The following is a 22,446-nucleotide window of genomic DNA, read 5'->3' on the forward strand; positions in this document are numbered from 1 at the left end:
TTCTTCTATTATTCTTGAAACGGGCGATCTTCGCTAATCTGAATCGGCTCAATCATCTTCGCTTGGCCCGTTTGGTCATCAATCTCTAAAATACAGGCAGATAAAATCGTCCGCCCTGTTTCGACTACCTCAAAGCGTTTCGGCAATGCTGTCATAAACTTCTCAATAATCGGTTCACGCTTCATTCCTAGAATCCCATCATAAGGACCGGTCATACCGACATCACTTAAGAAGGCTGTCCCTTTCGGTAAAATCCGAGCGTCATTTGTTTGAACATGCGTATGTGTTCCAACAACGGCTGAAACTTGGCCATCTAAAAACCAGCTCATGGCTTGTTTTTCGCTCGTCGTTTCGCCATGAAAATCCACAAAAATGAGCGGTGTCCGTTTGCGAGCGATAGCCACTAGCTCGGCGGCTTTCTTGAAAGGATCTTCCAATGGCACCATAAATGTGCGGGCCTGTAAATTAATCACCGCTAGTTCCAATTGATTGACTTTCACAAAAACCATTCCTTGACCAGGCACATCTTCTGGAAAGTTCGCTGGACGAACCATTTTCTTCGCATCATCAATGAATTCAAAGATATCCTTGTTGTCCCACGTATGGTTACCCATCGTAACAACATCGACACCATCTTGCAAAAATTTCTTATAAATCTTGCCAGTAATTCCCCGACCAGATGCCGCATTTTCACCATTGGCAATGGTCACTTGTGGACGATATTTCTTCTTTAATTTAGGGACATACGTTGCTAAGGCTTCTCTTCCTAAAGAACCGACAACATCTCCTATAAATAATATACGCAAAAAGGTTCCTCTTCTCTTTTTAACATCTCTTGTTTATTATAGTTGTTTTCGCTTTGAAAAGAAAGTTTTGGTTTTAAAAGATTAAAAAAAGTGTCTCAACGAACAATCCTTGCAATTGTTCGTTGAGACACTACACGCGATACTTATTCGCTTTTTATTTTATTTCGCATAGTCAACGGCACGTGTTTCACGGATAACCGTTACTTTGATATGTCCTGGATAATCCAAGTCATCTTCAATTTTCTTCCGAATGTCTCGAACTAAACGAACAGATTCTAAATCAGAAATTTCTTCTGGTTTCACCATGACACGAACTTCACGTCCTGCTTGAACAGCAAAACTTGAATCCACGCCTTCAAAACTATTAGAAATATTTTCTAAGTTTTCTAAGCGGCGAATGTAGTTTTCTAACGATTCACTACGTGCACCTGGACGGGCTGCAGATAACGCATCTGCGGCTGCCACTAAAACAGAAATAACTGAGGTTGCTTCCACATCACCATGATGCGAGGCAATGGCATTAATAACTACTGAATTTTCTTTATATTTCGCAGCTAATTCTGCGCCAATCTCAACGTGAGAACCTTCAATTTCATGATCTAATGCTTTCCCAATATCATGTAGTAAACCTGCACGTTTGGCTAATTGAACATCTTCGCCTAATTCGGCGGCTAAAACGCCAGCCAGTTTTGCTACTTCGATTGAATGGTTCAAGACATTTTGACCATAACTTGTTCTGAAACGTAAACGGCCTAAAATTTTAATTAAATCAGGATGTAACGTATGAGCACCTACTTCAAAGGCTGCTTGTTCTCCGTATTCACGAATCCGTTCATCCATTTCTTTACGTGATTTTTCTACCATTTCTTCGATACGAGCGGGATGAATCCGACCATCTTGGATTAATTTTTCCAAGGTCATTCGAGCGATTTCTCGTCTGATTGGATCAAATCCGGATAACACAACCGCTTCTGGCGTATCATCAATGATTAAGTCAATCCCTGTTAATGTTTCCAATGTACGAATATTACGTCCTTCACGACCAATAATGCGACCTTTCATCTCATCATTTGGTAAAGTGACCACGGAAACAGTTGTTTCAGAAACAGAATCAGCGGCGCAACGTTGAATTGCTAGGGAAAGCAAGTTCTTCGCTTTGCGATCAGATTCTTCTTTGGCACGTTGTTCTGACTCCTTGACCATCAAGGTTAGTTCATGATTCAACTCTTCTTCTGTTGACTTCATAATAATCGATTTTGCTTCTTCTTTTGAAAGGGAAGCAATTCGTTCTAATTCTTGATGTTGCTGATTAATTAAGTTTTCTACTTCTTTTTCTCGCTCATCAATTAATTGCTGTCTAGCACCAAGTTTCTCTTCTTTTTCTTCCAGTGAGCCTTCACGTTTTTCAAGAGAGTCATCTTTACGATCCAACGTTTGTTCCCGTTGAATTAAACGATTTTCTTGAGATTTAAGTTCTAATCTGCTTTCTTTCAACTCACTTTCAATTTCTGAACGATACTTCTGGTTCTCTTCCTTAGCTTCTAGCAATGCTTCTTTTTTCAGTGTTTCTGATTCTTTCCGAGCGTTCTCGAGAATACTCGACGCTGAAATTTTTGCACCATTTATTGCTTTATCATGACGTGACTTTGCAATAACAAATCCTAAACCAAGACCGACAATCAAACCGACGATAGCGAGGAGAATATTTAAAACCATATTTCCACCTCCATACTATCTTTTTGTTAATTCATATCTTGTAGTTTTTTGATAAACTAAAATCAATTATCAATATGCCTACTTGCATATTTGTGCATACACACAATTTTATTCTAATGTTTGTCGCGAAAGGTGTCAACTTAAAAAAGCCCTTTCTTTTGGAAAGGGCAGCAAATATTAGACAACGTCACATTTTTAGGTTTCCGCCGTCACGAATTGTTTAAATTTTAGAACAAACGCCGCATAGTCTGCTGTTTGACTAAGCTGCTTGATGTGGATGGGTTCGGACATGATTTCAATAAATTTTTCAAAAAAGTCATCAAAGATTGGTGCGTCTTCTTGACGAATTGCTACTAAAGCCACCAACTTCACCTCATAATTGGCCCACCGAATCGGCTCTTGTAAGGTCATGATTGAAATACCACTTTTCTCTGCTGTCCGATCAATAGCATGGGGGACAGCGATACCTGATGGAAAACTTGTTGGAGAAAGCTGTTCTCGTTTTTTCACACTTTTTTTAAAATCACTCGAACAATATTTTTGTATTCTCATTCGTTGAATCATTTGATCAAGTAACATTTCAGGGGTTAAATCTGCTGGATCAATCTGGCTAAAATATAACTCCTTAGCAATGAACTGATCTGTTCTTATCTCCATCTGCCGCTTTCGCTTTTGTCCTTTTAAAAGATACATTCGATTTTCAATTTTCCGCAGTTCTTTTGTTGTAATAAAGGGATGAATAAAGATTGCTCCTTCATATTTTGTGGCTAACCTACGATTAGTAGTGACTAGCAAATCAAATTTTTTCTGATCAATATTGGTCTGACGAATGACTTTTATATTTATTTGGTTCCCAAAATGTTCTTGAAGTTTTTTCTGAAGCACTTCACGCATATTATGATAATCTTCCACCACTAGTAAAAGGAGAAATGGTTGCTGTTCTGTTCGCTGACTTTCCAAAAATGAGCCAAGATGTAAAGCGATAAAAGAAATCTCATCTTCTGTAAACCAAATATTTAAACGTTCTTGAATAAAGGAGGAAATGTAAACAGAAATGTCATAAATCAAAGGATAGCCTGTCTTTAAGTCCCATAAACGACTATTCCTTGTAAAAGCTTCAACATTTGAACGATCATATAGTCCCTGTAAATGAATTGCTAATTTATTGAAAAACTCTTTGTTTTTCAATTGAATAAAATAGATTTGCTCAACCTTTTGTAAAACTTCTTCTAACACTTCAATAATTTTCGGATTCACAATCTGTTGTAATTGTGTTTTTTCACTATTCACTGTGTGTTCTTTTTGAATTCCTACAAATAATAACGAAAGTTGCGCTAACTCTTCTTTCGAGAATAGAATGTCGTAAGTTTCTTCTAAACGTAGGGCAATTTCTTTGGCCATTTGATATTCTTCTGAGTGATTTTCTGCTAATTTTGGTTTCGTTAACAAGGTGTGGCCTTGTCGGATACGCTCAATGCTAATCGCATAATGTAAAACAATATTGTTCAAGACATACTGGTTTAACCTTCTTTCATAATTAAAAAAAGTTTGTTGAATCATTTCCTCTAACTCTTCTAACGAAATATAGCCAATCATTTCCCGTACACTACGGGTCAATTTTTCTTGAAAATCACTTTCTGCATATAATAATGAAACCATGTATTGCCGTTTAGCGCGTTCTGTTCCTGTTAACCAAATATTCGCTCCTTTAAAACAAATCGTTGTTTGTTGATTTGCTAACTCTTCTTTTAATTGTTGAAGGTCATTTTTGGCGGTTGATTCAGAAATGTATAAACAATCAGCTAAATCGTACAGGTTCACTCCTTCAGAGGAATGTTTTAATAGTTCAAGAAAAATTCTAGCTTTTCGTTCCTTACTGGGCGTTTCCTGTAAAATCGAAATTTGATCATTTCTACGATAGCCCCGTTGACTAGACAAAATAGCTTCTGGGTAGGCTTCATTGATTTTTGCGACACGGTTGCGAATCGTTCTTGTTGTACAACCACAAAATTCTGCTAACTCTTTGGCTGTCACCCAATGATGTTGCTGACTTTCTAAAAAAAGTATTATCTCTCTTTGCTTACTTTCCAACCTTCCCACATCCCTTTAAAAGAAAAGAAGAAGACGATTGCTTTTTATTAAAACAATAATCAACTTCTTCAATTAATCTAGATTTCTTCACCATTGGTTGCAATCACTTTTTGATACCAAGTAAAGCTATCTTTTTTCATACGTTTTCCTGTTCCCTTCCCTTCATTATCTAAATCAACATAAACAAACCCATATCGTTTTTCCATTTGCGCTGAAGAACAACTAATGATATCAATCGGTCCCCAAGCACAATAAGCAATCACATCTACGCCATCATACATGGCTTTTTTCATTTGTTGGATGTGTTCAGATAAATAAGAAATTCGATAATCATCATGGATTTGACCATCTGTCACTTTATCATACATACCAAACCCATTTTCCGCTATAATTATCGGTTTCCCATAACGATCCCAATATTGAGAAAGTGAGTTGTATAATCCCTGAGGGTCTACTGCCCAGCCCCAAGGATTGACTTTCAGTGTTGGATTTGGCGTGACAGATGCTGGATTCATTGAATTTTTTTCTGAATCAACCATCTGTGAATAATAATAAGAAATTGCTAAATAATCCATCGTATTTTCTTTTAGCATTTGTTGATCTTCAAGTGTAATATCTATCTCAATTCCGTGTTCTTCAAAATAGTTCAACGCATATTGCGGGTACTCACCACGAAATTGAACATCTGTATAAAAGTATTCCATTCGATTTCGCTTCATGGCTAAAATGACGTCATCTGGCTTACACGAAAAAGGGTAGACAGTACAGTCGGCAACCATTGTTCCCATTTGCATTTGAGGATTAATTTTTTTAGCGTACGCAACTAATTGTGCACTTGCGATAAACTGATGGTGAATCGCTTGAAAACTTGCTTCTTCATAATTATCCACTGTATCATAAGGAATTGCTGTTGAGTTAAACGGTTCAAATTGAATCAGATTAATTTGATTAATGACAATCCAATATTTTACTTTTTCTTTGTAACGTTCCAAAAGGACTTTGCCATATTTTACAAATAAATCAATAACTTTTCGATTGTTCCAACCACCATATTTCAATGAAATTTCAATCGGAGTTTCATAATGTAGAATAGTGATGATTGGTTCCATCCCTAATTCAATGATTTTGTCGATTAATCGATCATAATAAGCCAAGCCCGCTTCGTTTGGTGTTTCTTCTTCCCCTGTTGGAAAAATCCGCGTCCAATCAATAGAAGTTCGGAATGTTTTGAAACCTAATTCTTTAAGTAATGCTAAATCTTCTGGATAAGTATGATAAAAATCAATCCCATGACGTTTAGGATAGTAGCCATCAGTATCTGCTAGATTCGCTTGAATGTCTGCTACAGACATGCCTTTTATTTGTTCTTGGCTGATTTCTGCATTTGTTTTATCTGGATAGTATTTGTGTACATCCGCTAAACTGATGCCTTTACCATCTACTTGAAACGCTCCTTCTGCTTGATTTGCGGCAATTGCGCCACCCCATAAAAAATCCTTTGGCATCTGATAATCTTTAAACATTATTTTTCCTCCTGACATAATTGTTGACTAAACCTTTTAAAAAGCTTCACTAAATGCTCACCAATTAAAATTTCACTTTGAGCCGTCATTAAGGTATCTTGTGCATGACAAAACAGCGTCGAGTAACGAATTTGTTCTCCTGAAGCTTCTAATTGTAACGTATCTGTCTGTATGCCATGTGCTAAAACGACTTCTTTCCGTGCCTCTATTAACTCCTTTTGTGCCTGCTCATACGAAGTCTCTTCTAATTTTTCTAACGCTTGAACTAGATGGTCTCTCGCATTTCCTGCATGAATTAAAATATTCATTGATAACTGATTTAACTGCTCATTTTCTTCCATAATAACCTCTCCTTTAACCTTAAATAATTACTTCTTTTTGCACTTCTTTTTCTTGCTTAAGCAGTGATTGATCATATGCTTTGAAAAATGGCAAGAATACCAGCCATGTAATGACAAAAATAAGCACGCAAACAACAACCGCTCGAATATCTTGTGTCGCTAAATAAGAGGTAAATGGATATGGCATATACCATAATAAAAAGCTTTGCGTAGGAATATTGACGAATCCCCAATACATCGTAGCGTAGGCAATTGATGGAACAACGAGTGCATTAATCCACATAGGAATCATCAAGTATGGATTAAAGGCAATTGGCGCACCGAAAACTAGTGGCTCGTTGATATTAAAAATTGAAGGAATCAACACGGCTTTGCCAATTGCTTTTAGTTGTGCAGATTTGCTAAGTAAAACCATCATGACAGACAAGGACAATGTTGCACCAATCCCGCCCATCGATGAAAAAGCGTAACACGTTTCTTGTGTCGCAATATTCACTGCATGACCACCATTCGCTACAGCTTCCGCATTTGCAGCTAAACCAGCCATATAAACAGGATAGATTACAGGCATCATCACCCAACCAGAGATTCCAAATGTATAAAGAAAGACTGGAATAAACACAGATAAAACAAACCCCGGATATGATTGCACAATATTTGCTAATGGACTGAAAATTAGAATAACGATATCAAAAAAATCAATCCTAAATTGAATAGTGATCAACCAACCGACAAACAAGATAAAGGTAATTGGCAGCAGACTATTAAACCAACCAACCACAAAATCGGGAATTGGTGTATCTTCATCAAAAAAAGATTTTTTGGCAGCCAAATGCATCACAAGACTAACAAAAAGGCCTGTAATCATCGCTAAAAACATCCCTGTTGCACCAAACCTTGAAAGAATAAAGGTAATTTCACCTTTCTCAGATAACGTTGGAAAGAGCAACATCATAAACAAAACAATGCTAGTAGCACCTGCTATTAATTTTTGTCCGCTATGACCTTTCTTCTCCATCAAATAATAAGGAATCATAAACGAAACGATTAACCCAAACATTCCAAAAGAAAAATTACTAATCATTGAAAAATCTGGCATGCTTGGAAAGAGATTTTTTAACAAAGAGACCACTGTAACTAACGAACCTACAAAAACCAATGGAAGAGCCGCCATAATTGCATCCTGTATAGCAGAAATCCAAGGATTTTTAACTACTTTATTCACTTTCGGCGCGAAAGAGTTCGTCATAAAATCCATAATTTTTTTCATTCACTCATTCCTCCATTGTCATTATTAGGTCTAAGGCTTTTTCTCCATCTAAGGTTCCATAAATAGCTTGTGGAATAATCATAGCCTTCACTTTTTTCTCAGCCATTTGCTCTTGAATATCATTTAACATATAAGCTAAATGTGGTCCAATTAACAAACAATCAATTTCATTTATACGTTCATCCAGTTGAGATTCACTTGTCGCTTTAACTGTCACTTCAATCTGTCTTTTTTTAGCAGCTTTTCTAATCGCTGCAGCCATGAATCCACTTGATGCACCCGAACCACAAATTAGTAAAATATTTTTCATTTTCTCCACCACTTTCTTTTTTGTGTCTTAATTATAGAAAAAACTTGTATTCGCTTACAAATAAATATTTTTCCTATCCTTAGGAAACAAAAAAAGACAACACCTGTCCTGTTCAGTAAGTGTTGTCTTTCTTCTTAACGAGTCGTATTCACTCGTTATTTATTCATCTAAAGGTAGTTCTTCTTGACCTTCTGCTTCTTCTGTAATGGTTGAACCGTCACCGATGCCATATGCATCACGGACCAATTTAGACACTTCTGCCATCATTTCAGGATGATCCGCCATGTATTGTTTGGCATTTTCACGGCCTTGGCCAATTCGTTCTTCTTTGTAGCCATACCAAGCACCACTTTTACTGATAAGGTCTTTTTCCACAGCCATATCTAGTAATTCGCCTTCTTGGGAAATCCCTTGGCCATACATGATATCAACTTCTGCCACTTTAAATGGTGGCGCCACTTTGTTTTTAACGACTTTAATTTTTGTGCGGTTACCGACGATGTCTGTTCCTTGTTTTAACTGTTCTGCACGACGGACTTCTAGACGAACCGTTGCGTAGAATTTCAATGCACGTCCACCAGGAGTTGTTTCAGGATTTCCGAACATCACGCCAACTTTTTCACGAATTTGGTTAATGAAAATAGCAATTGTTTTTGTCTTATTAATTGAGCCTGATAATTTACGTAGTGCTTGAGACATTAGTCGAGCTTGTAAGCCGACATGGCTCGCTCCCATCTCACCATCAATCTCTGCACGAGGAACTAACGCAGCAACCGAGTCGATGACAACGATGTCAATCGCACCACTTGAAACTAAGGCATCGGCAATCTCTAAGCCTTGCTCACCCGTATCTGGTTGAGATAAAAGTAATTCATCAATGTTAACGCCTAGTTTCTCCGCATATTGAGGATCCAATGCATGCTCAGCATCGATAAAAGCGGCTGTTCCACCATTTCGTTGCACTTCTGCAATTGCGTGTAAAGAAACAGTTGTTTTACCTGAACTCTCAGGACCATATACTTCAATAATTCGGCCACGTGGATACCCACCTACGCCCAATGCAACATCTAACGCTAAAGAACCACTAGGGATAGTTGAAATTTTTTGATCAGCTTTTTCGCCTAATTTCATAATAGAACCTTTCCCAAAGTTCTTTTCAATTTTTTTCAGTGCGGCATCTAAAGCCACTTTACGATCATCTGCCAATGGATAATCCTCCTTTAATTTATATAAACTTATTTTTCATTTCCTGTTAGTAGGTCTATCATATCTCTTTTGTACCAAAAAAGCAAGAAAAAACCGAACAAACATTCGCATATTTATTTTTTATTAATGATTCGGCGTCGCAAAAGATCTAACCCTCGCATAACCGCGCTCTGTCTAATATAATTTCGGTCACGGTTAAAATGGAAACATTCTGCAACGGTTGGTTGGCCTTCTTCCGCCAGCCCAATCCAAACAGTGCCTGTCGGTTGACCTTCGAGTGGGTCACCAGCGACCCCAGTAAATGATAAACCATAGTTAGATTTAGCTAACTGACGCGCTTTCTCTGCCATTTCTTTGGCACACGCTTCACTTACCGTGCCATGCTCTTCTAAAAGTTCATGAGAAATTCCTAAAAAGTTCTCTTTTGTTTCTTGCGAATACGTCACGAAGCCTCCCTTAAAAATCTTCGAAGCACCCGCAATTTCCCCCAGTGTACTTTGGAATAGGCCAGCGGTGAGGCTCTCAGCAGCCGTGACGGTTTGTCCGTTTTGTAATAACAAATCCACTGTTACCTTGGCTAAACTATTGTCATCCCCATACCCATAAAAATAGTCCCCCACTTTAGCTAAAATCTTTTCTTCCGTCGCTGTTAATAATTCTTCGCCAGCTACTAAGTCTTTTATTTTAACTGTTAAACGAAGTGTCACTTCATTAGGCTTAGCATAAGGCGCAATGGTTGGATTCGTTTGGTGCGCAATCAACGATTGAATCTCGGTCACCAGCTGTGATTCACCAATGCCATAAAAACGCAAGACTCTTGAAATCAATTGTTCTTCTTGTGGAAACGCATCAATCAATAAAGGTCGTGCCGCTTGTTGGAACATCGGAATTAATTCATTGGGCGGCCCTGGTAAGAGCAAATAGCTTGTTGCGCCTTCTGTTACGAAAGAACCAACCGCTAATCCTGTCGGGTTTTGAAGAACTTGTCCACCTTCAATGGCTAACACTTGTCGTAGATTATTTTCCGTCATTGGTCGCTTAGACTGTTGGAAAAACTGGTGCAAGCGGTTCAATCCTTCTTGATCTTCTACTAATGATTTATGGAGATGTTGTGCAACAACTTGCTTGGTTAAATCGTCTTCTGTAGGTCCTAGTCCTCCACAAAGGACAATTAAATCACTTCTTTGTTCTGCTTCTGTTAGTAACGTTTCTAAGCGGCCGCCGTTATCGCCAACAACGGTCTGATAGTAAACATCGATGCCTAGCGCAGCTAACTCTTCTGATAAAAAGGTGGCGTTGGTATTCACTACTTGTCCCAGTAATAACTCTGTTCCGACTGCAATGATTTCTGCTTTCATTGATTTCCCCTTCTCTAATAACATACGTAGTTAAACTCACTTTCCATTTTAGCACAACAAAATTTTTACAAAAGAATTTGAGCTTCAAGAAATAATTTTTTTATCAGGAAATTTATTAATTATTACGAAAAAAATGTTCATTTTCTCACAATACATTGTATAATAACGTTATATCGAAAGGAGAGAAATGAATGAGTGTAGTATTAGTACTTTTGGGTCTATTAGGGTTACTTGTCAGCGGGGGACTGACTATCAAAGCATTAATTAAGAAACAACCGAAAAAACAATATGGCTATGCCGCATTAGCAAGTGCCGCTCTATTTATTGGTGGGGTTGCCACGACAGATTCTTCCCCAACGCTTTCACTTGATGCAGAGAGTGTTGAAACCGATGCCAATGGCTCAGCCACCATCAAAGGCGAATACGACGGCAACAGCAAATTAACGGCCAATGGCAAGGAAGTAAAAACGAAAGACAAAACGTTTGCTTACAAAGTAAAACTGTCCGATGAAAAAACGCAAAAAATCACCTTTGTGGCTGAGAAGAAAGATACCAAAGTTGAAAAATCAGTCGAAGTCACACCGTCAAAAGAATTTATTGCGAGCATCACAGATTCTGAGCAAGAATTGGCCAAAACAGAAAAAGCCTTAGCTTACGCTGAAAAACAACCTTCTCAGAAAAACTATGATGAAGCCGCAACCTTAGTATCTTCATTAAGTCAAGAATACGAGGAATACAATGATCGCCTTGAAAAAATCAAAGAAGCAGTACCTGTTGATGAAGCAGTTACAACTGCTGAAAAATCTAAAAGTAAAAGCGATTATCAAGCAGCTGAAAAATTAGTAGCTGCTGCCCCAGTTGGCAAAGAAGGCTTTCAACAACGTTTAGCGACTGTTCAAACTGCTATCGCTGAAAAAGAAAAAAATGAACAATTAGTCGCCAGTGCGACAGCCGCTGTTGAAAAAGCTGAACAAGAACCAACTAATGAAGCTTACTATAATGAAGCGATCAAACAAATTGACGCTTTAAACTCCCCAAATCAAGCTTTAACCAAACGAGTAGCCGTTGTTAAAACTCAGTTAGATACCCACAAAGAAAAACAACGAAAAGAAGCAGAAGCTCAGAAACTAGCCGCTGAAAAAGCGCAAAAAGAACAAGCCGAAGCGGCAGCAAAAGCGCAAGCTGAAGCAGAGACGCAACAAGCCGCACAGGCGCCGGCGGAAGTCGAGACGGCTGCTGCAGAAGCGCCAAGCGGCAACGCCTTAATTAAAGGGTCACGTAATGGAATTTATCATGTGCCTGGAAGTAGATATTATAATAAAACTACGAATCCAGTAGCTTGGTTCTCTACTGTTGAAGAAGCAGAAGCAGCAGGATACCGAGCACCCAAACAGTAAATACATTAGCAATAATTAATCAAACAAGAAAAATGGGGCCTCCGTTAAAACAACGGATGCCCCATTTTCTTGTTTCTTTTATTGATACACACTGATTCGTTGATTTGGGTGTGCATTACTTTCCACTTCATCTAACATGGCAACGGCGTAATCTGCGTAACTAATGTAGCTGTCACCTTGGCTATTGGTTGTTAATTCTTCGCCAGCGACTTCATAATGACCTGTCGCAGGACCTTCAGCATCAAACATGGCTGCAGGACTAATATAGGTCCAGTGGATGTTTTGAGCTTCTTTCAATAAATTTAAAGCTTCGCCCATCGCCGAAGCTAATGGCTGAATCTCTGCTGGGAATGATGGGGTATCTTTTAATTGAGTTGTGTGTTCTGGGTCCACATATAAGGTTCCAGCGCCCCCAACGACAAACAAGCGCGTTTTTTGATTGGTTAAAATCTCAATCAAATGCTGGGTAGATTTGGGGAAATCTTGCACATTAGGGAATCCTAAGGCACTAATTAATACATCAAACGCTTGAATATCTTCTGTTGTTAATTGATAAACATCTTTTTCAATGGTCGGTGTGCCATCTGTTATTTTTGAGGCATTACGAACGATGGCTGTCACGTCCATCCCGCGACGTTTAGCTTCTGCTAAAAGTAATTGTCCTTCTTTTCCTGTTGCTCCTAATACTGCTACTTTCATGTAAATCATCCTTTCATTTTTAAATAGAACTAAAATAGTTACATTTGACACTTTAAAAGTAGAGAGATTACTTATCTCTCTTAACTTCTATTTCATGAATCACATCTGCTAAGGTGATGCTTTTCAATTCTTCTTCCATTTTTTGTTGCACTTTAGTAAATTCAGTTTCTAGTACCGATTGGATATTTGCCCCAACGGAACAGTTTGGATTAGGATTTTGATGAATATTGAAAATCTCTCGTTCCAATTCAACCGCTGTATAAATTTCATACAGTGAGATCTCTTCTGGTTTCTTTAATAAGGTATTTTTATTGGCTCCACGCATGGAATGAATCAAGCCGGCTTTTTTTAACTGACTCATTAGTCGTCGAACAACGACTGGATTCGTATTCACGCTCGAAGCAATGTATTCAGAAGTCACTTGTTCTTGAGGACCTGTTTCAATCAAACTTAAAATATGAATCGCAACACTTAATTTCGTTGACATGGCCATGTCTAATCACTCCAAACTAAATGTAACGTTATTTGTTACATTTACAGAATACGCTGTTTCGTTTTATTTGTCAATGAGAAACCTCTGACTATTCAAAATAAAAATCATTTGTTGAAACCACACGGGCCCCAAACGGCATTAATGCTAATTTCGCCAATTTAAAGGACTGTTGCCCAAACGGAATACCGATGATTGTCAGACAAAGCAACAAGCCACTAATACAATGCCCAATTGCTAATGGTAGTCCACTGATAATCAGCCAAATAATGTTTACCACCAAAGATACGCCGCTATCACTATACACGACTCGCTTTTTAAACGGCCAAAAGCTCAACCCCGCTAATTTGAAGCATTGTAAACCAATCGGAATACCGATAATTGTAATACACCAAATCACGCCTGCGAATAGCCAAGATAAGCCACCAAAAAAGCCGCCAAAGATAAACCATAAAATATTGCCAAGTGTTTTCATTCTTGTTCCTCTACTTTCCTCATTAAAAATTATGCATGTGAGTAAGTATATCATGAAAGCTTCTTTTTGTTTCAAACAATATTGTAAGGTTGCTGACTCGTTAAAAGACGAAGACACTGTTTCATGATACAATGAAGAAACTAACGATAAAGGAGCAGACTTCATGGACTTACATTTAACCGTTGATCTAAAAAAAACAAAGACACTCATTGACTTAGCCGATCAGGCCCACTTAATCATTGAACAAACAACTAAATTACCGAAAAAAGAGGCAGCGATTCTTTTCTTGCTAAGAGATAACCAACTAGTTGCTTTAGGACTTGCTGAAGAAAAAGCTACATATAAAGAAGTTTCTTTTGATCACTCGATTTTGTTGAAACCGACTTGGGACACAGAACTTGCCTATTTAGCGCAAGCTTTCCTAGATGATGCGAAAGAAAGTGGTTTAACATTGGAAGCAACCCCAACGACAGTCAAAATTCCGAAAAGTGCGGTAGCGACAGTGACTAACTATAAAGAAACGGTCACCTTTATCTTGGAACGTTTTGGCTACTCTCTGTTTAAAAAACCGGCGCCGAAAAAAGCCAGACCAGCCAAAGCACGCCACAAATGGACAAAAGAAGTTAGCCAAATTCCTTTTTATATTGATACTCGACAAAGCAAAGCAACTGTTTTTTGGCAAAAGCGCAATGAAATGCTTATTAAAGCTGGCGCGACAATGATGCCAGAAGCCCCTTTAAATAAAGACGGCTCTGTCGGTTTCTCCGCCAGATTTGGTGAAAAACTTCGTGATGAACGCAAGGGCCAATTTAAAGACTTTGTCACAACGGAAGATATCGTCTTAAAAAGCGTTAATGAAGTCGGCTTGTTTCTCTATTTTGCTGGAACAAACAGCTGGTTAGAGCTAGTTGATGAGAACGGCAAAACCTTAAATGAATGGACTGTGGTGGAATAACCCTTATAAAAAATGTCACGCCTGAACTTTACGATTCAGACGTGACATTTTTTTAATTTAAATAACTTTTTGCTATCGCTTGATACTTATCAATCATATCTAAATAATTATCAATTTCGACATATTCGTCGATTTGGTGTGGCAAAGTTGGAACGCCCGGTCCAAAGACAACGCAATCAAATTTATTTTTTGATTTAGTGAATTCAGCTAAATCTGTGGTTCCTGCTGCTGTTATCAATGGCAACGGTTGGTCAAATTGGGCTTGAATGGCTTGAATTAACGCAGAATCTTTCTCAGCTTTTACAGGAATTTTATTGTAATCAATCGTTAATTCTAACTGATGTTTTTCTTTTTTGTTCAATTCATCAACAATTTTTTGTAATAACGCAATAACTTGGTCGTTGCTGAATTCTGGAATTGAACGGATATTCCCTTGCAAGGCAGCTTGACCTGGAATACTGTTCACTTGTGTACCACCTTTAATGACGGTTACATTGTGAATCGTTCGACCCAATTCAGGATTTTCATAGTTTGCTGTGACTTCCGCCATTTGTTGGTTTGCTTCTGTAATAAATTCGTTCAAATTATTAATCGCATTAATGCCTTCTTCTGGCATGGAACTGTGGGCTTCTTTTCCGTGTGACACAACAGAATAGTTAATTGAACCCATGTGCGCATACATCAAGTTATAATTGGTTGGTTCTCCAATGACTAAGGCACTTAAATCATCCGCATAGCCTTTTTCAGTTAATTGTTCGGCTCCTAGTTCGCCTACTTCTTCACCAACTGTACCTAAAAATTTAACCGCTCCATTTAATGGGACTTTCTTTTCTTTTAATTCAATCATTGCTAAAACCATTGCGACTAAGCCGCTTTTCATGTCTGTTGCGCCACGTCCATACAATTTATTTCCTTCAATATGGGCCGCAAATGGCGGGAAAGTCCATTGACTTTCGTCCCCTTCAGAAACCACGTCCATGTGGCCACTAAACCCTAAGACTTTTTCTCGGTTTTCACCTAAATAAGCAACCAAACTACTACGATTTGGTGCATAAGAAACAAGTTCAGAAGGGATTTCATATTTTTTCAAAAGATTTTGTAAATAGATTGCCACTTCTTCTTCGTTTCCATTTACAGATTTAATTTTAACCACATCTTGTAAAATACTAATTTTTTCTGATTTTTCCATTGCCATTCGCCCTTTCTTGTTATGCTTATTTCTAGTGTACGCTTCTCTCAGTAAAACCGCAACTGACTTGGTTAGGTCAGCAAAAAACACGCGACAGTTTTAAGAAATGTCGCGTGTTTTTTGCTGAGTTTATTTTAAATAATTAGGCGCTGCCAATTCATTCTCAATGACTTGATTAGGGATCACAAATTCAGGGGTGCCCATATAGTAAGGCGCAATTTCTCCTTGAGGAAACACAATCACTAATTGGTGTTTTTCATTGATATAGAAAGGTTGGTCCTTTTTAATTTTTTTGAAGGGTTGAACATCACTGGGGGCATCCTCTTTTTCGGACCAGTATATTTTATTGCTATCGTTCTTCATTTGGTCTGCTATTTGTTGTTTAATTTCACTACTAATGACATCAATGTAAAAATCATTTTTAAAAATTAAGGGGAGTGAAACGACAACATTGGCTCGTTTGTCGATGGTGTCATATTTCGTTGTCGTCGCAGAGCTGCCTTTAATTTCTGTGAAGGTTCGTTTGACCACTAGGAAGCGACGGTCGTCCACGACTTTTTCATAATCTCCAGTGACTGAAACACGAGAACCATCAAACAATTGCCCTTTGACTTGTTGAAATTCTGTTTGGGCTTCTTTCAAGTATTTTTTGTTGAGCGTGTCAGCTACTGAAGATTCTTGGGATGTTTGGATTTTAGGGACATCGATGTTTACTTCACTTTCCTGTTTTTTCGCTGTCAACGTTTTGATGGTGACTAATTGAACAATTTTATCTAACACAGGGATGTTGCGGGCTGCTTCACTAAAACCTGGAAACAAATTGACTGATAAGACAAAGCCACAAGCTACTACTAGACTACTTTGCAGTGAGCGGTTTCTAAAACGAAGCCAGGTGTACCGCTTTTTCTCTTTATGAAAACGCGCTTTGACTTCCGCTTGTAGATCCGTTGGTAACGGTTGTTGGCGGTATTCTTTTGAAAAGTTTTTAACAACGCTTTTTACAAAATCTTCCATTATTTTTTCGCTTCCTTTCTTTTACTAATTCAATAGACTTCGGAGTTCATTCAAACTGCGGTACATCTTCGTTTTAATCGTATTTTCGTTAATATCCAGGATCAAGGCGATTTCTTTTAGCGTAAATCCTTCAAAAAATTTTAATAGAATAATTTCACGATTGGGACTATCTAATTGATTAATAATTTCTTCAATTTCTAAAAAACTGCGTTGGGGATTATTTAAAAGGGCTAACACATGTTCATCTTTTTCAATATGAACAGCTTCTCGTTTCTTTTTACGCCAATAATCTGTCGCTACAGAAAGCAGAATTCGAAAGAACCACGCTTCAAAATCCTTAATATCGGGTCCTTTTTGGATGGCCTTCAGTGCCTTTTCAAAGCTTTCTTGAATCACATCCAAGGCATCTTCTTTCGAATGTGTATAGTTAAAGGCAATGCGATACATTTTTTCATACTTGGTATCTACAAGCGTTTCTAACGCGCGAATTTGTTTTTTTCTTTTCCAACCATCGAAAACCATCGATTTCTGGAACCTCCTTTCCTGTACACTTATATAGACGAATCACAAGCATAAAAAGTTTCAACTTTTTTATTATTTTTAATTTTTATATTCTAAAAGAAAAAGCGTGGTACAAAAATCACTTTGGATTTTTGCTTCACGCTCAAAATCTGATAAACGGCGGGAACAGAACCAGCTCCTTCGGAAATAAGCCGAAATTGTTGAGAATCACGAAGAACGTAGTGATTCGATGATGAACAATACCTACTTGGTCTCCAAAAATTAAAGAACAATTTCCGGAAATTTCTTCTTATTTCTCGGAGCTAAGCGGTGCTGTCCCGACCTTGTTTTCTTCTCCCGAGTGCGGTCTTAGTGCACTCAGCGTTTTAATAAAATGCGACCAATCAACAGGACGTGGTGGTGCTAGCCAAATAATTTGGGTAATCTCAGGCCAATCGACAAAATGAATATCCGATAAAATTAATTGTACACTTTCATCTACATGTGCTTTGAAAATGATATTCCATTCCGTAATTTTTTCAATATTTTTTTGTATCATACGATTATAGGCTTCACCAAAGGAAAAGTCGACACACAATGTAATCGGAGCCAAAACTTTTTTCAATGGTAACGCATCCACCATTAACAACAGATACCGATAAAATAAAAACTGTCTGGCATCCCAAACAACGGGATTCGTTTTTTGTTCTTGAATAAATTGTCGACTAGCAGAAAAATACTCTGTATACGTTTCTGCAAAGTAGGTTATATCCATTTTGCGATAACTATAGTTTGCTTCTATTGGAAAATGGAACAATTTAAAATGAACGATTGTTACTTTTTGTTCAAAACCTCGCAGGACTTCCTCGGAAAGCTGAAATTGTAATTTTAAATAACTTAACAAGTCACGATTCAATTGTTGAATTTCTGCAAATCTTTGGCAAAGTGCTGCTGAAGCTACTTGAAGCCACTCTTCAGCAATTAAAAATAAGAGTAAATAATTGCCTTCGTTTGTTCGTTGTGGTTCTGGGATTTGAAAACTCTCTAACCAATTGAAAACATTCTGCTGATTGTCACCCGCTAATTGTTTTAACACCTGCGAATCTACTTTTTTCTCTACATAAAATTGTTGCTGCGTTCGTACCAAAGAAACCGCCAAAAAATGAAAACATTTAGCTTGTGCATAGCCCGCACGCTGATTAAGATGAACCTTCTCAGAAAAAAATAGCTCAAAGTTCCGAATCTGCTCTAAAACTTTTTTACCGTACAATGAAAAATCACGTTGGTATAATTGTAAAAAAACCAGTGTTGTTACTTCGCGTAAATTGGTTTCATTTCCCACTAAGTGAAATTCTTTATTAATTGTAATTTGGTAATTTTCCAGCATTTTCTTTAATTCCTTGAACTCCTTATAAGCCAATGTGTGACTAACAAAGTGTTCTAAAGCAAACTCATTCACAGAATCAAAACGCTGAAAAAAGAAATCTTGAAACATAGCAAAACGTAACGACTCTTTAATATAGCAATCAATCAAAGTAGCGGAAGTTTCTGTTCCTGATTCATTAAGAGTTAAGAAAATACCATCGCTCACAATTTGAAAATCCTCTGATAAACCAAATTCAATAAAATCGGCATTTAATTCAGCGACCGTTTTGTTCACGATAAATTCAGATAATTCTAACTCCTGCATTACGGTTTCTTTTGACTCTGTTAACATCGGTGCATTTTCCAGTAACTGAAATAAGGCGATTTTTCTTTTATCCACTTTATTTAAAAACATCATCAATATCATAGACTTCTCTCACATCCATTTTTTTCCCATACAATCCATTTCCTGAAAGAAAGTACCCAACCGCTGCTAAATAGCTTTCAGATTCTTCATCGCCGCCTGCACCAAGTCCGTTAGGAAAGACAAAATCTTTATTCACTTGTAGGGGATGAGCCGTTGTTTCTTTTGTTTGTTTCTTTTTTTCTTTTGACATTGCCGGTTTCTCCACAGGTTTGTCTTTTTTCTTGGGTGAAGGCTTTTTTTCTTCAGAAGGAACCGTTGTTTTTTGATCTTCCGGAGGGGTTGGCGCAGGTTGTTCCGGTTCTGACTTTTCCTGAGGGGTGATTGATTCTGGTTTTGGTTGAATTTCTTCCGTTGGTTCTAAGGGATTATAAATAGGTGTCGCCAATGTTTGAATTGGTTCTATTTCGACAGCCGTAAAAATTAGCAAAGAACTAAATAAAAAAAGATACTTTTTTCTCATGGCTTCTCACTCTCTCTACCTCTACTTTATGGGAAGCAATTCCTTGTAAAAGTACCTTTACTTTTACAAGGAAAACCCTTTTTGTCAATAGATAGCTCTTTTTATTGCTCAGATTGTTGTTCTTCCTCTTTTTTCTTTTTACGATACAAGAAGAAAATCAATAAGAGCAGCGCTAGAATGATGAATGCAATCAGTAGATACAACCACCAATTGGTTCCTTTAATGGTTACGTCTTTTTCATTTAATTCTTTAGCAACGTCCCCAGAAATAGTAAATTCTTTTGTAAATTCCCATTTGTACAGGTACCGTTCTTCACCATTGGCACCTTTGACTTGATAGGTGCCCTTTTCATCTTTTACACCATAGGCCGTTGATTTCAAGACATATTTCCCTGGCGTTAATCGTTCCCCTTTTAAAGAAATTGGGTAACTAAAGTTAGAGTTTGGCGCCACTTGCATATCCTCAGTATCGGATTGGTAAAGCGTTTCGCCTCCTTTTGAAACAGTGTTGATTAAATGTAATTGGTTTAAATAGGCCGCTTGTGGGTTTTGTAAAGAAACATTGATGACGTTTCGCGCGTTGACTTGGCCTGGTTTAACCCCCAGTAATTTTAAATCTGGTTGAACCTTTGTCTCATTTTGCTGAAGAATAATGGCCACAACATAGGAGTATTCATTATTAATAGCTAACCCTTTTGATTGATCCGCAGAAGTCGTGGTTTCTTTCTTTTTCTCTTTGAGTGTTATGCCGCCAGCCATCACGCCATCAAAAGAATCTTTAGGCATCGTGATGGTTAAAGGTAAGGTCTTTTGGGAATGTTTCGGCAAGATGATTTCTTTCGGTGCTTCCACATAATCTTTTAAGTTAAAGCGTAAAGTTTTGTCAGGTTTGATCCCGTTTTGGCCATATTCTACTACGCCATTTAAATTCGTTGTCGCTGAGTTCACTGTATTTTCAATGGTAATGTCTTCATCTGTATCATTACGTAACTGTATTTCTACGGTTTGTTTGGCACCAGGCGCCATTTTTAAGTCAAAGTAGGTTTTTGATTTATCCACTTGATTCTCGGGAATTGTTGGTGTGACCGCAAAATTAAATTCAGAAGCGTGCGCCTCCACGCCAATCCAGCCAAATAACATACAAGCGATTACCGTTGCATATACTTTCCATCTGTTCATATTCATTCTCCTATGTCTGTCATTCTTTGTTGTATTATAAGCACCAAAAGACCGAAAGATAAGCCAAAAAATTTTTGACTTATATCCCGATCTTGCGTGTATGCTGTCGTTCTTAGTTTCCTGTGTTAGCAGGTGTATCTGTCAAAGTCCAAGTAAAAGTTGTCGTGTATTTTTTCGCATATTTTGTGGTTGAACCAGGTACTTCTAATGAAATACTTGTTTTAGCGGCATCTACACTATCGCCCCAGCTCATTAAGTACGTACCCGCACCTTCTTTATCGCCAGCAGCCATGACCACTGATTCAGCCCCAGTTGGGTTTAATTCAATCGTAGCTGGCGCTGTCGTTGGTTTTGCAGATTGTGAAGCTGAAACCACGCGTCCGTTGCTTAAAGTTACTTTAGCCGCTGTTAGTTCTTGGTTGGCTTCAGTTTTGAATTGACCATTTTGTTTTACTTTTAACGTCCAACCTGTCTCAGTCCCACGATTATCTGAGACTTGAACAAAGTTTGGGCCTTCTTGGTCGGCACCAGCGTTATCTTTGTATTTTTGTGTTTCTGCATAGTAGGTCATATTTTTTGAGGTAATCGTTTGTTCCCCAAAAGATAAACTAGATGCATAGTCAATGGATAACGGACCTGCTGTCCCTGGCTTAGGCCCTGTCGGATCAGTTGGATCAACTGGCGTAATTGGTTTATCCGGATCTGGATTCGTCGGATCAACTGGATTCGTTGGGTTCGTATTTGGTGCAAATTGAATCGCTCCGTTTGTTTGGTATTCACCACCGTCGACTGCTAATGCACTCATTGGTACAAGTGCTAGTGCGCCTAAAGTTGTGGTTGCCATCAATGTCATTACTTTTGTCTTTTTCATTTATTTCCCTCCATTATTTACTGGTACATCTGAAAGTAGCCAAGTCAATGTTGTTTTATATTGTACTGCATCCTTAGGGGTTTTCCCGGGAACAGTTAGTGAGATTGCCCGTGTGATTGTGGCATTTACTTGCTGTCCTTGTTGATTTTTTTCGGTCACTTTTTCTGCTTGCCCCCACAGCGTGATCCACGTTCCGGCGCCGGTCTTTTCTGGGGCTTGCATGACAACAGTTTCTGCGCCTGCAGCATCCAATTGAATGTTTGCGGTAGCAGTTGGCGGCAATACGTCCGTCGCATTTGAGCGCACACTGGGCTCAGCAAAGGCGACGGTGGCGCCTGTTAATTCTTTGTGTAATGTTTCTGCATTACGAAATTGACCATTTTGTTTCACTTTTAAAACCCAGCCAGCATTGGTTCCCCGTAAATCACTTACTTGCACATAATTAGCAGTTGCCAATTCACTTGCTGAACCATCTGGATTTTTATAGGTTTGCGCTCTGGCAAAATACGTTTGATCCTTATTCGATATCTCATTACTCCCAAAATCCAAACTTGAGGCATAATCGATGGAAAGCGGCCCAGGGGTACCTGGATTAGGTCCATCAGGATTCGTTGGATCGACTGGTCGAACTGGTTTTTCTGGATCAGGATTTTCTGGATTTACTGGATCCGTCCCATCTGTGCTTGGGGTAAAAACAATCGACTGTTCGCTATCAAAAACGACCGTCGCCGCTTCAGCAGGAACAGTGGCGCCAAGCAACATTGTTCCGAATAACAAGGAGTAGACGACTGTTTTTTTCATTTA

At 38.2% G+C, this 22,446-nt stretch carries 22 protein-coding genes; 2 read left to right on the forward strand and 20 right to left on the reverse strand.

Annotated elements, in window-relative coordinates; genetic code table 11:
* Window positions 1-8 precede the first annotated feature (8 nt).
* The 9 genes from MKZ30_RS12085 to MKZ30_RS12125 form a co-directional block, all read right to left on the reverse strand.
* A complete protein-coding gene (locus tag MKZ30_RS12085; protein WP_002354864.1) occupies window positions 9-806 on the reverse strand; it encodes a TIGR00282 family metallophosphoesterase in 798 nt (265 codons plus the stop codon).
* Between the two features lie 159 nt (window positions 807-965).
* On the reverse strand, window positions 966-2,522 hold the full coding sequence (gene rny / locus MKZ30_RS12090) for a ribonuclease Y (RefSeq protein ID WP_002354863.1): 1,557 nt from the start codon (window positions 2,520-2,522) through the stop codon (window positions 966-968).
* Window positions 2,523-2,717: 195 nt separating this feature from the next.
* Window positions 2,718-4,622: a BglG family transcription antiterminator gene (locus MKZ30_RS12095; protein WP_025189257.1), complete on the reverse strand. Its 1,905-nt coding sequence runs from the start codon at window positions 4,620-4,622 to the stop codon at window positions 2,718-2,720.
* Window positions 4,623-4,690: 68 nt separating this feature from the next.
* A complete protein-coding gene (locus MKZ30_RS12100; protein ID WP_002383207.1) occupies window positions 4,691-6,154 on the reverse strand; it encodes a glycoside hydrolase family 1 protein in 1,464 nt (487 codons plus the stop codon).
* Window positions 6,136-6,477, reverse strand: coding sequence for a PTS sugar transporter subunit IIA (locus MKZ30_RS12105; RefSeq protein ID WP_010816846.1), 342 nt, complete (start codon window positions 6,475-6,477; stop codon window positions 6,136-6,138). Before MKZ30_RS12105 ends, MKZ30_RS12100 begins: the two co-directional genes overlap by 19 nt.
* Before the next feature lie 19 nt (window positions 6,478-6,496).
* Window positions 6,497-7,747, reverse strand: a complete 1,251-nt coding sequence (locus MKZ30_RS12110; protein ID WP_002383206.1) for a PTS sugar transporter subunit IIC — start codon at window positions 7,745-7,747, stop codon at window positions 6,497-6,499.
* A 4-nt stretch (window positions 7,748-7,751) separates the two neighbouring features.
* Complete coding sequence (locus MKZ30_RS12115; protein WP_010715477.1) at window positions 7,752-8,057, reverse strand: PTS sugar transporter subunit IIB; 306 nt, start codon at window positions 8,055-8,057, stop codon at window positions 7,752-7,754.
* A 159-nt stretch (window positions 8,058-8,216) separates the two neighbouring features.
* Window positions 8,217-9,263: a recombinase RecA gene (gene recA, locus MKZ30_RS12120; RefSeq protein WP_002354860.1), complete on the reverse strand. Its 1,047-nt coding sequence runs from the start codon at window positions 9,261-9,263 to the stop codon at window positions 8,217-8,219.
* 113 nt (window positions 9,264-9,376) lie between these two features.
* A complete protein-coding gene (locus MKZ30_RS12125; protein ID WP_010816847.1) occupies window positions 9,377-10,621 on the reverse strand; it encodes a competence/damage-inducible protein A in 1,245 nt (414 codons plus the stop codon).
* 191 nt (window positions 10,622-10,812) lie between these two features.
* Between MKZ30_RS12125 and MKZ30_RS12130 the strand changes: the two genes are divergently transcribed.
* Complete coding sequence (locus MKZ30_RS12130; protein ID WP_002383203.1) at window positions 10,813-12,018, forward strand: sunset domain-containing protein; 1,206 nt, start codon at window positions 10,813-10,815, stop codon at window positions 12,016-12,018.
* Between the two features lie 78 nt (window positions 12,019-12,096).
* Here MKZ30_RS12130 and MKZ30_RS12135 read toward each other — a convergent pair whose 3' ends face one another.
* From MKZ30_RS12135 to MKZ30_RS12145, 3 genes are all read right to left on the reverse strand, one after another.
* The gene (locus MKZ30_RS12135; protein ID WP_016614229.1) at window positions 12,097-12,726 is read right to left on the reverse strand and encodes an NAD(P)-dependent oxidoreductase; all 630 of its coding nucleotides are present in this window, start codon (window positions 12,724-12,726) and stop codon (window positions 12,097-12,099) included.
* A gap of 58 nt (window positions 12,727-12,784) precedes the next feature.
* Window positions 12,785-13,210: an Rrf2 family transcriptional regulator gene (locus MKZ30_RS12140; RefSeq protein WP_002383201.1), complete on the reverse strand. Its 426-nt coding sequence runs from the start codon at window positions 13,208-13,210 to the stop codon at window positions 12,785-12,787.
* A gap of 88 nt (window positions 13,211-13,298) precedes the next feature.
* The gene (locus MKZ30_RS12145) at window positions 13,299-13,682 is read right to left on the reverse strand and encodes a YccF domain-containing protein (RefSeq protein WP_002358999.1); all 384 of its coding nucleotides are present in this window, start codon (window positions 13,680-13,682) and stop codon (window positions 13,299-13,301) included.
* A 163-nt stretch (window positions 13,683-13,845) separates the two neighbouring features.
* Here MKZ30_RS12145 and MKZ30_RS12150 point away from each other — a divergent pair, with 163 nt between their 5' ends.
* Window positions 13,846-14,637 carry a hypothetical protein gene (locus tag MKZ30_RS12150; RefSeq protein ID WP_002367471.1) on the forward strand — a complete coding sequence of 264 codons (792 nt, stop codon included), beginning with the start codon at window positions 13,846-13,848 and terminating at the stop codon, window positions 14,635-14,637.
* A gap of 52 nt (window positions 14,638-14,689) precedes the next feature.
* On the opposite strand, the gene MKZ30_RS12155 is transcribed toward MKZ30_RS12150, so the two are convergent.
* The 8 genes from MKZ30_RS12155 to MKZ30_RS12190 all read right to left on the reverse strand — a co-directional run bounded on the left by MKZ30_RS12155 (window position 14,690) and on the right by MKZ30_RS12190 (window position 22,443).
* The gene (locus MKZ30_RS12155; RefSeq protein ID WP_010715480.1) at window positions 14,690-15,826 is read right to left on the reverse strand and encodes an ArgE/DapE family deacylase; all 1,137 of its coding nucleotides are present in this window, start codon (window positions 15,824-15,826) and stop codon (window positions 14,690-14,692) included.
* A 129-nt stretch (window positions 15,827-15,955) separates the two neighbouring features.
* Window positions 15,956-16,840: an anti-sigma-V factor RsiV gene (gene rsiV / locus MKZ30_RS12160; protein ID WP_002365402.1), complete on the reverse strand. Its 885-nt coding sequence runs from the start codon at window positions 16,838-16,840 to the stop codon at window positions 15,956-15,958.
* Window positions 16,841-16,864: 24 nt separating this feature from the next.
* Complete coding sequence (locus MKZ30_RS12165) at window positions 16,865-17,362, reverse strand: RNA polymerase sigma factor (RefSeq protein WP_002354845.1); 498 nt, start codon at window positions 17,360-17,362, stop codon at window positions 16,865-16,867.
* Window positions 17,363-17,651: 289 nt separating this feature from the next.
* On the reverse strand, window positions 17,652-19,133 hold the full coding sequence (locus MKZ30_RS12170; RefSeq protein ID WP_010816848.1) for a helix-turn-helix domain-containing protein: 1,482 nt from the start codon (window positions 19,131-19,133) through the stop codon (window positions 17,652-17,654).
* Window positions 19,108-19,593: a hypothetical protein gene (locus tag MKZ30_RS12175; protein WP_002354843.1), complete on the reverse strand. Its 486-nt coding sequence runs from the start codon at window positions 19,591-19,593 to the stop codon at window positions 19,108-19,110. The genes MKZ30_RS12170 and MKZ30_RS12175 overlap by 26 nt, the downstream gene beginning before the upstream one ends.
* Window positions 19,594-19,694: 101 nt before the next feature.
* Window positions 19,695-20,777 (reverse strand): WxLIP family cell surface protein, encoded by a 1,083-nt coding sequence (locus MKZ30_RS12180; protein ID WP_002372747.1) that lies wholly within the window; start codon window positions 20,775-20,777, stop codon window positions 19,695-19,697.
* A gap of 106 nt (window positions 20,778-20,883) precedes the next feature.
* Window positions 20,884-21,642: a WxL domain-containing protein gene (locus MKZ30_RS12185; RefSeq protein WP_002383195.1), complete on the reverse strand. Its 759-nt coding sequence runs from the start codon at window positions 21,640-21,642 to the stop codon at window positions 20,884-20,886.
* Window positions 21,643-22,443, reverse strand: a complete 801-nt coding sequence (locus MKZ30_RS12190) for a WxL domain-containing protein (protein ID WP_002383194.1) — start codon at window positions 22,441-22,443, stop codon at window positions 21,643-21,645. It lies immediately after the preceding gene.
* Window positions 22,444-22,446 lie beyond the last annotated feature (3 nt).

Source organism: Enterococcus sp. LX10 (assembly GCF_023539285.1).
Lineage (GTDB): Bacteria > Bacillota > Bacilli > Lactobacillales > Enterococcaceae > Enterococcus > Enterococcus faecalis.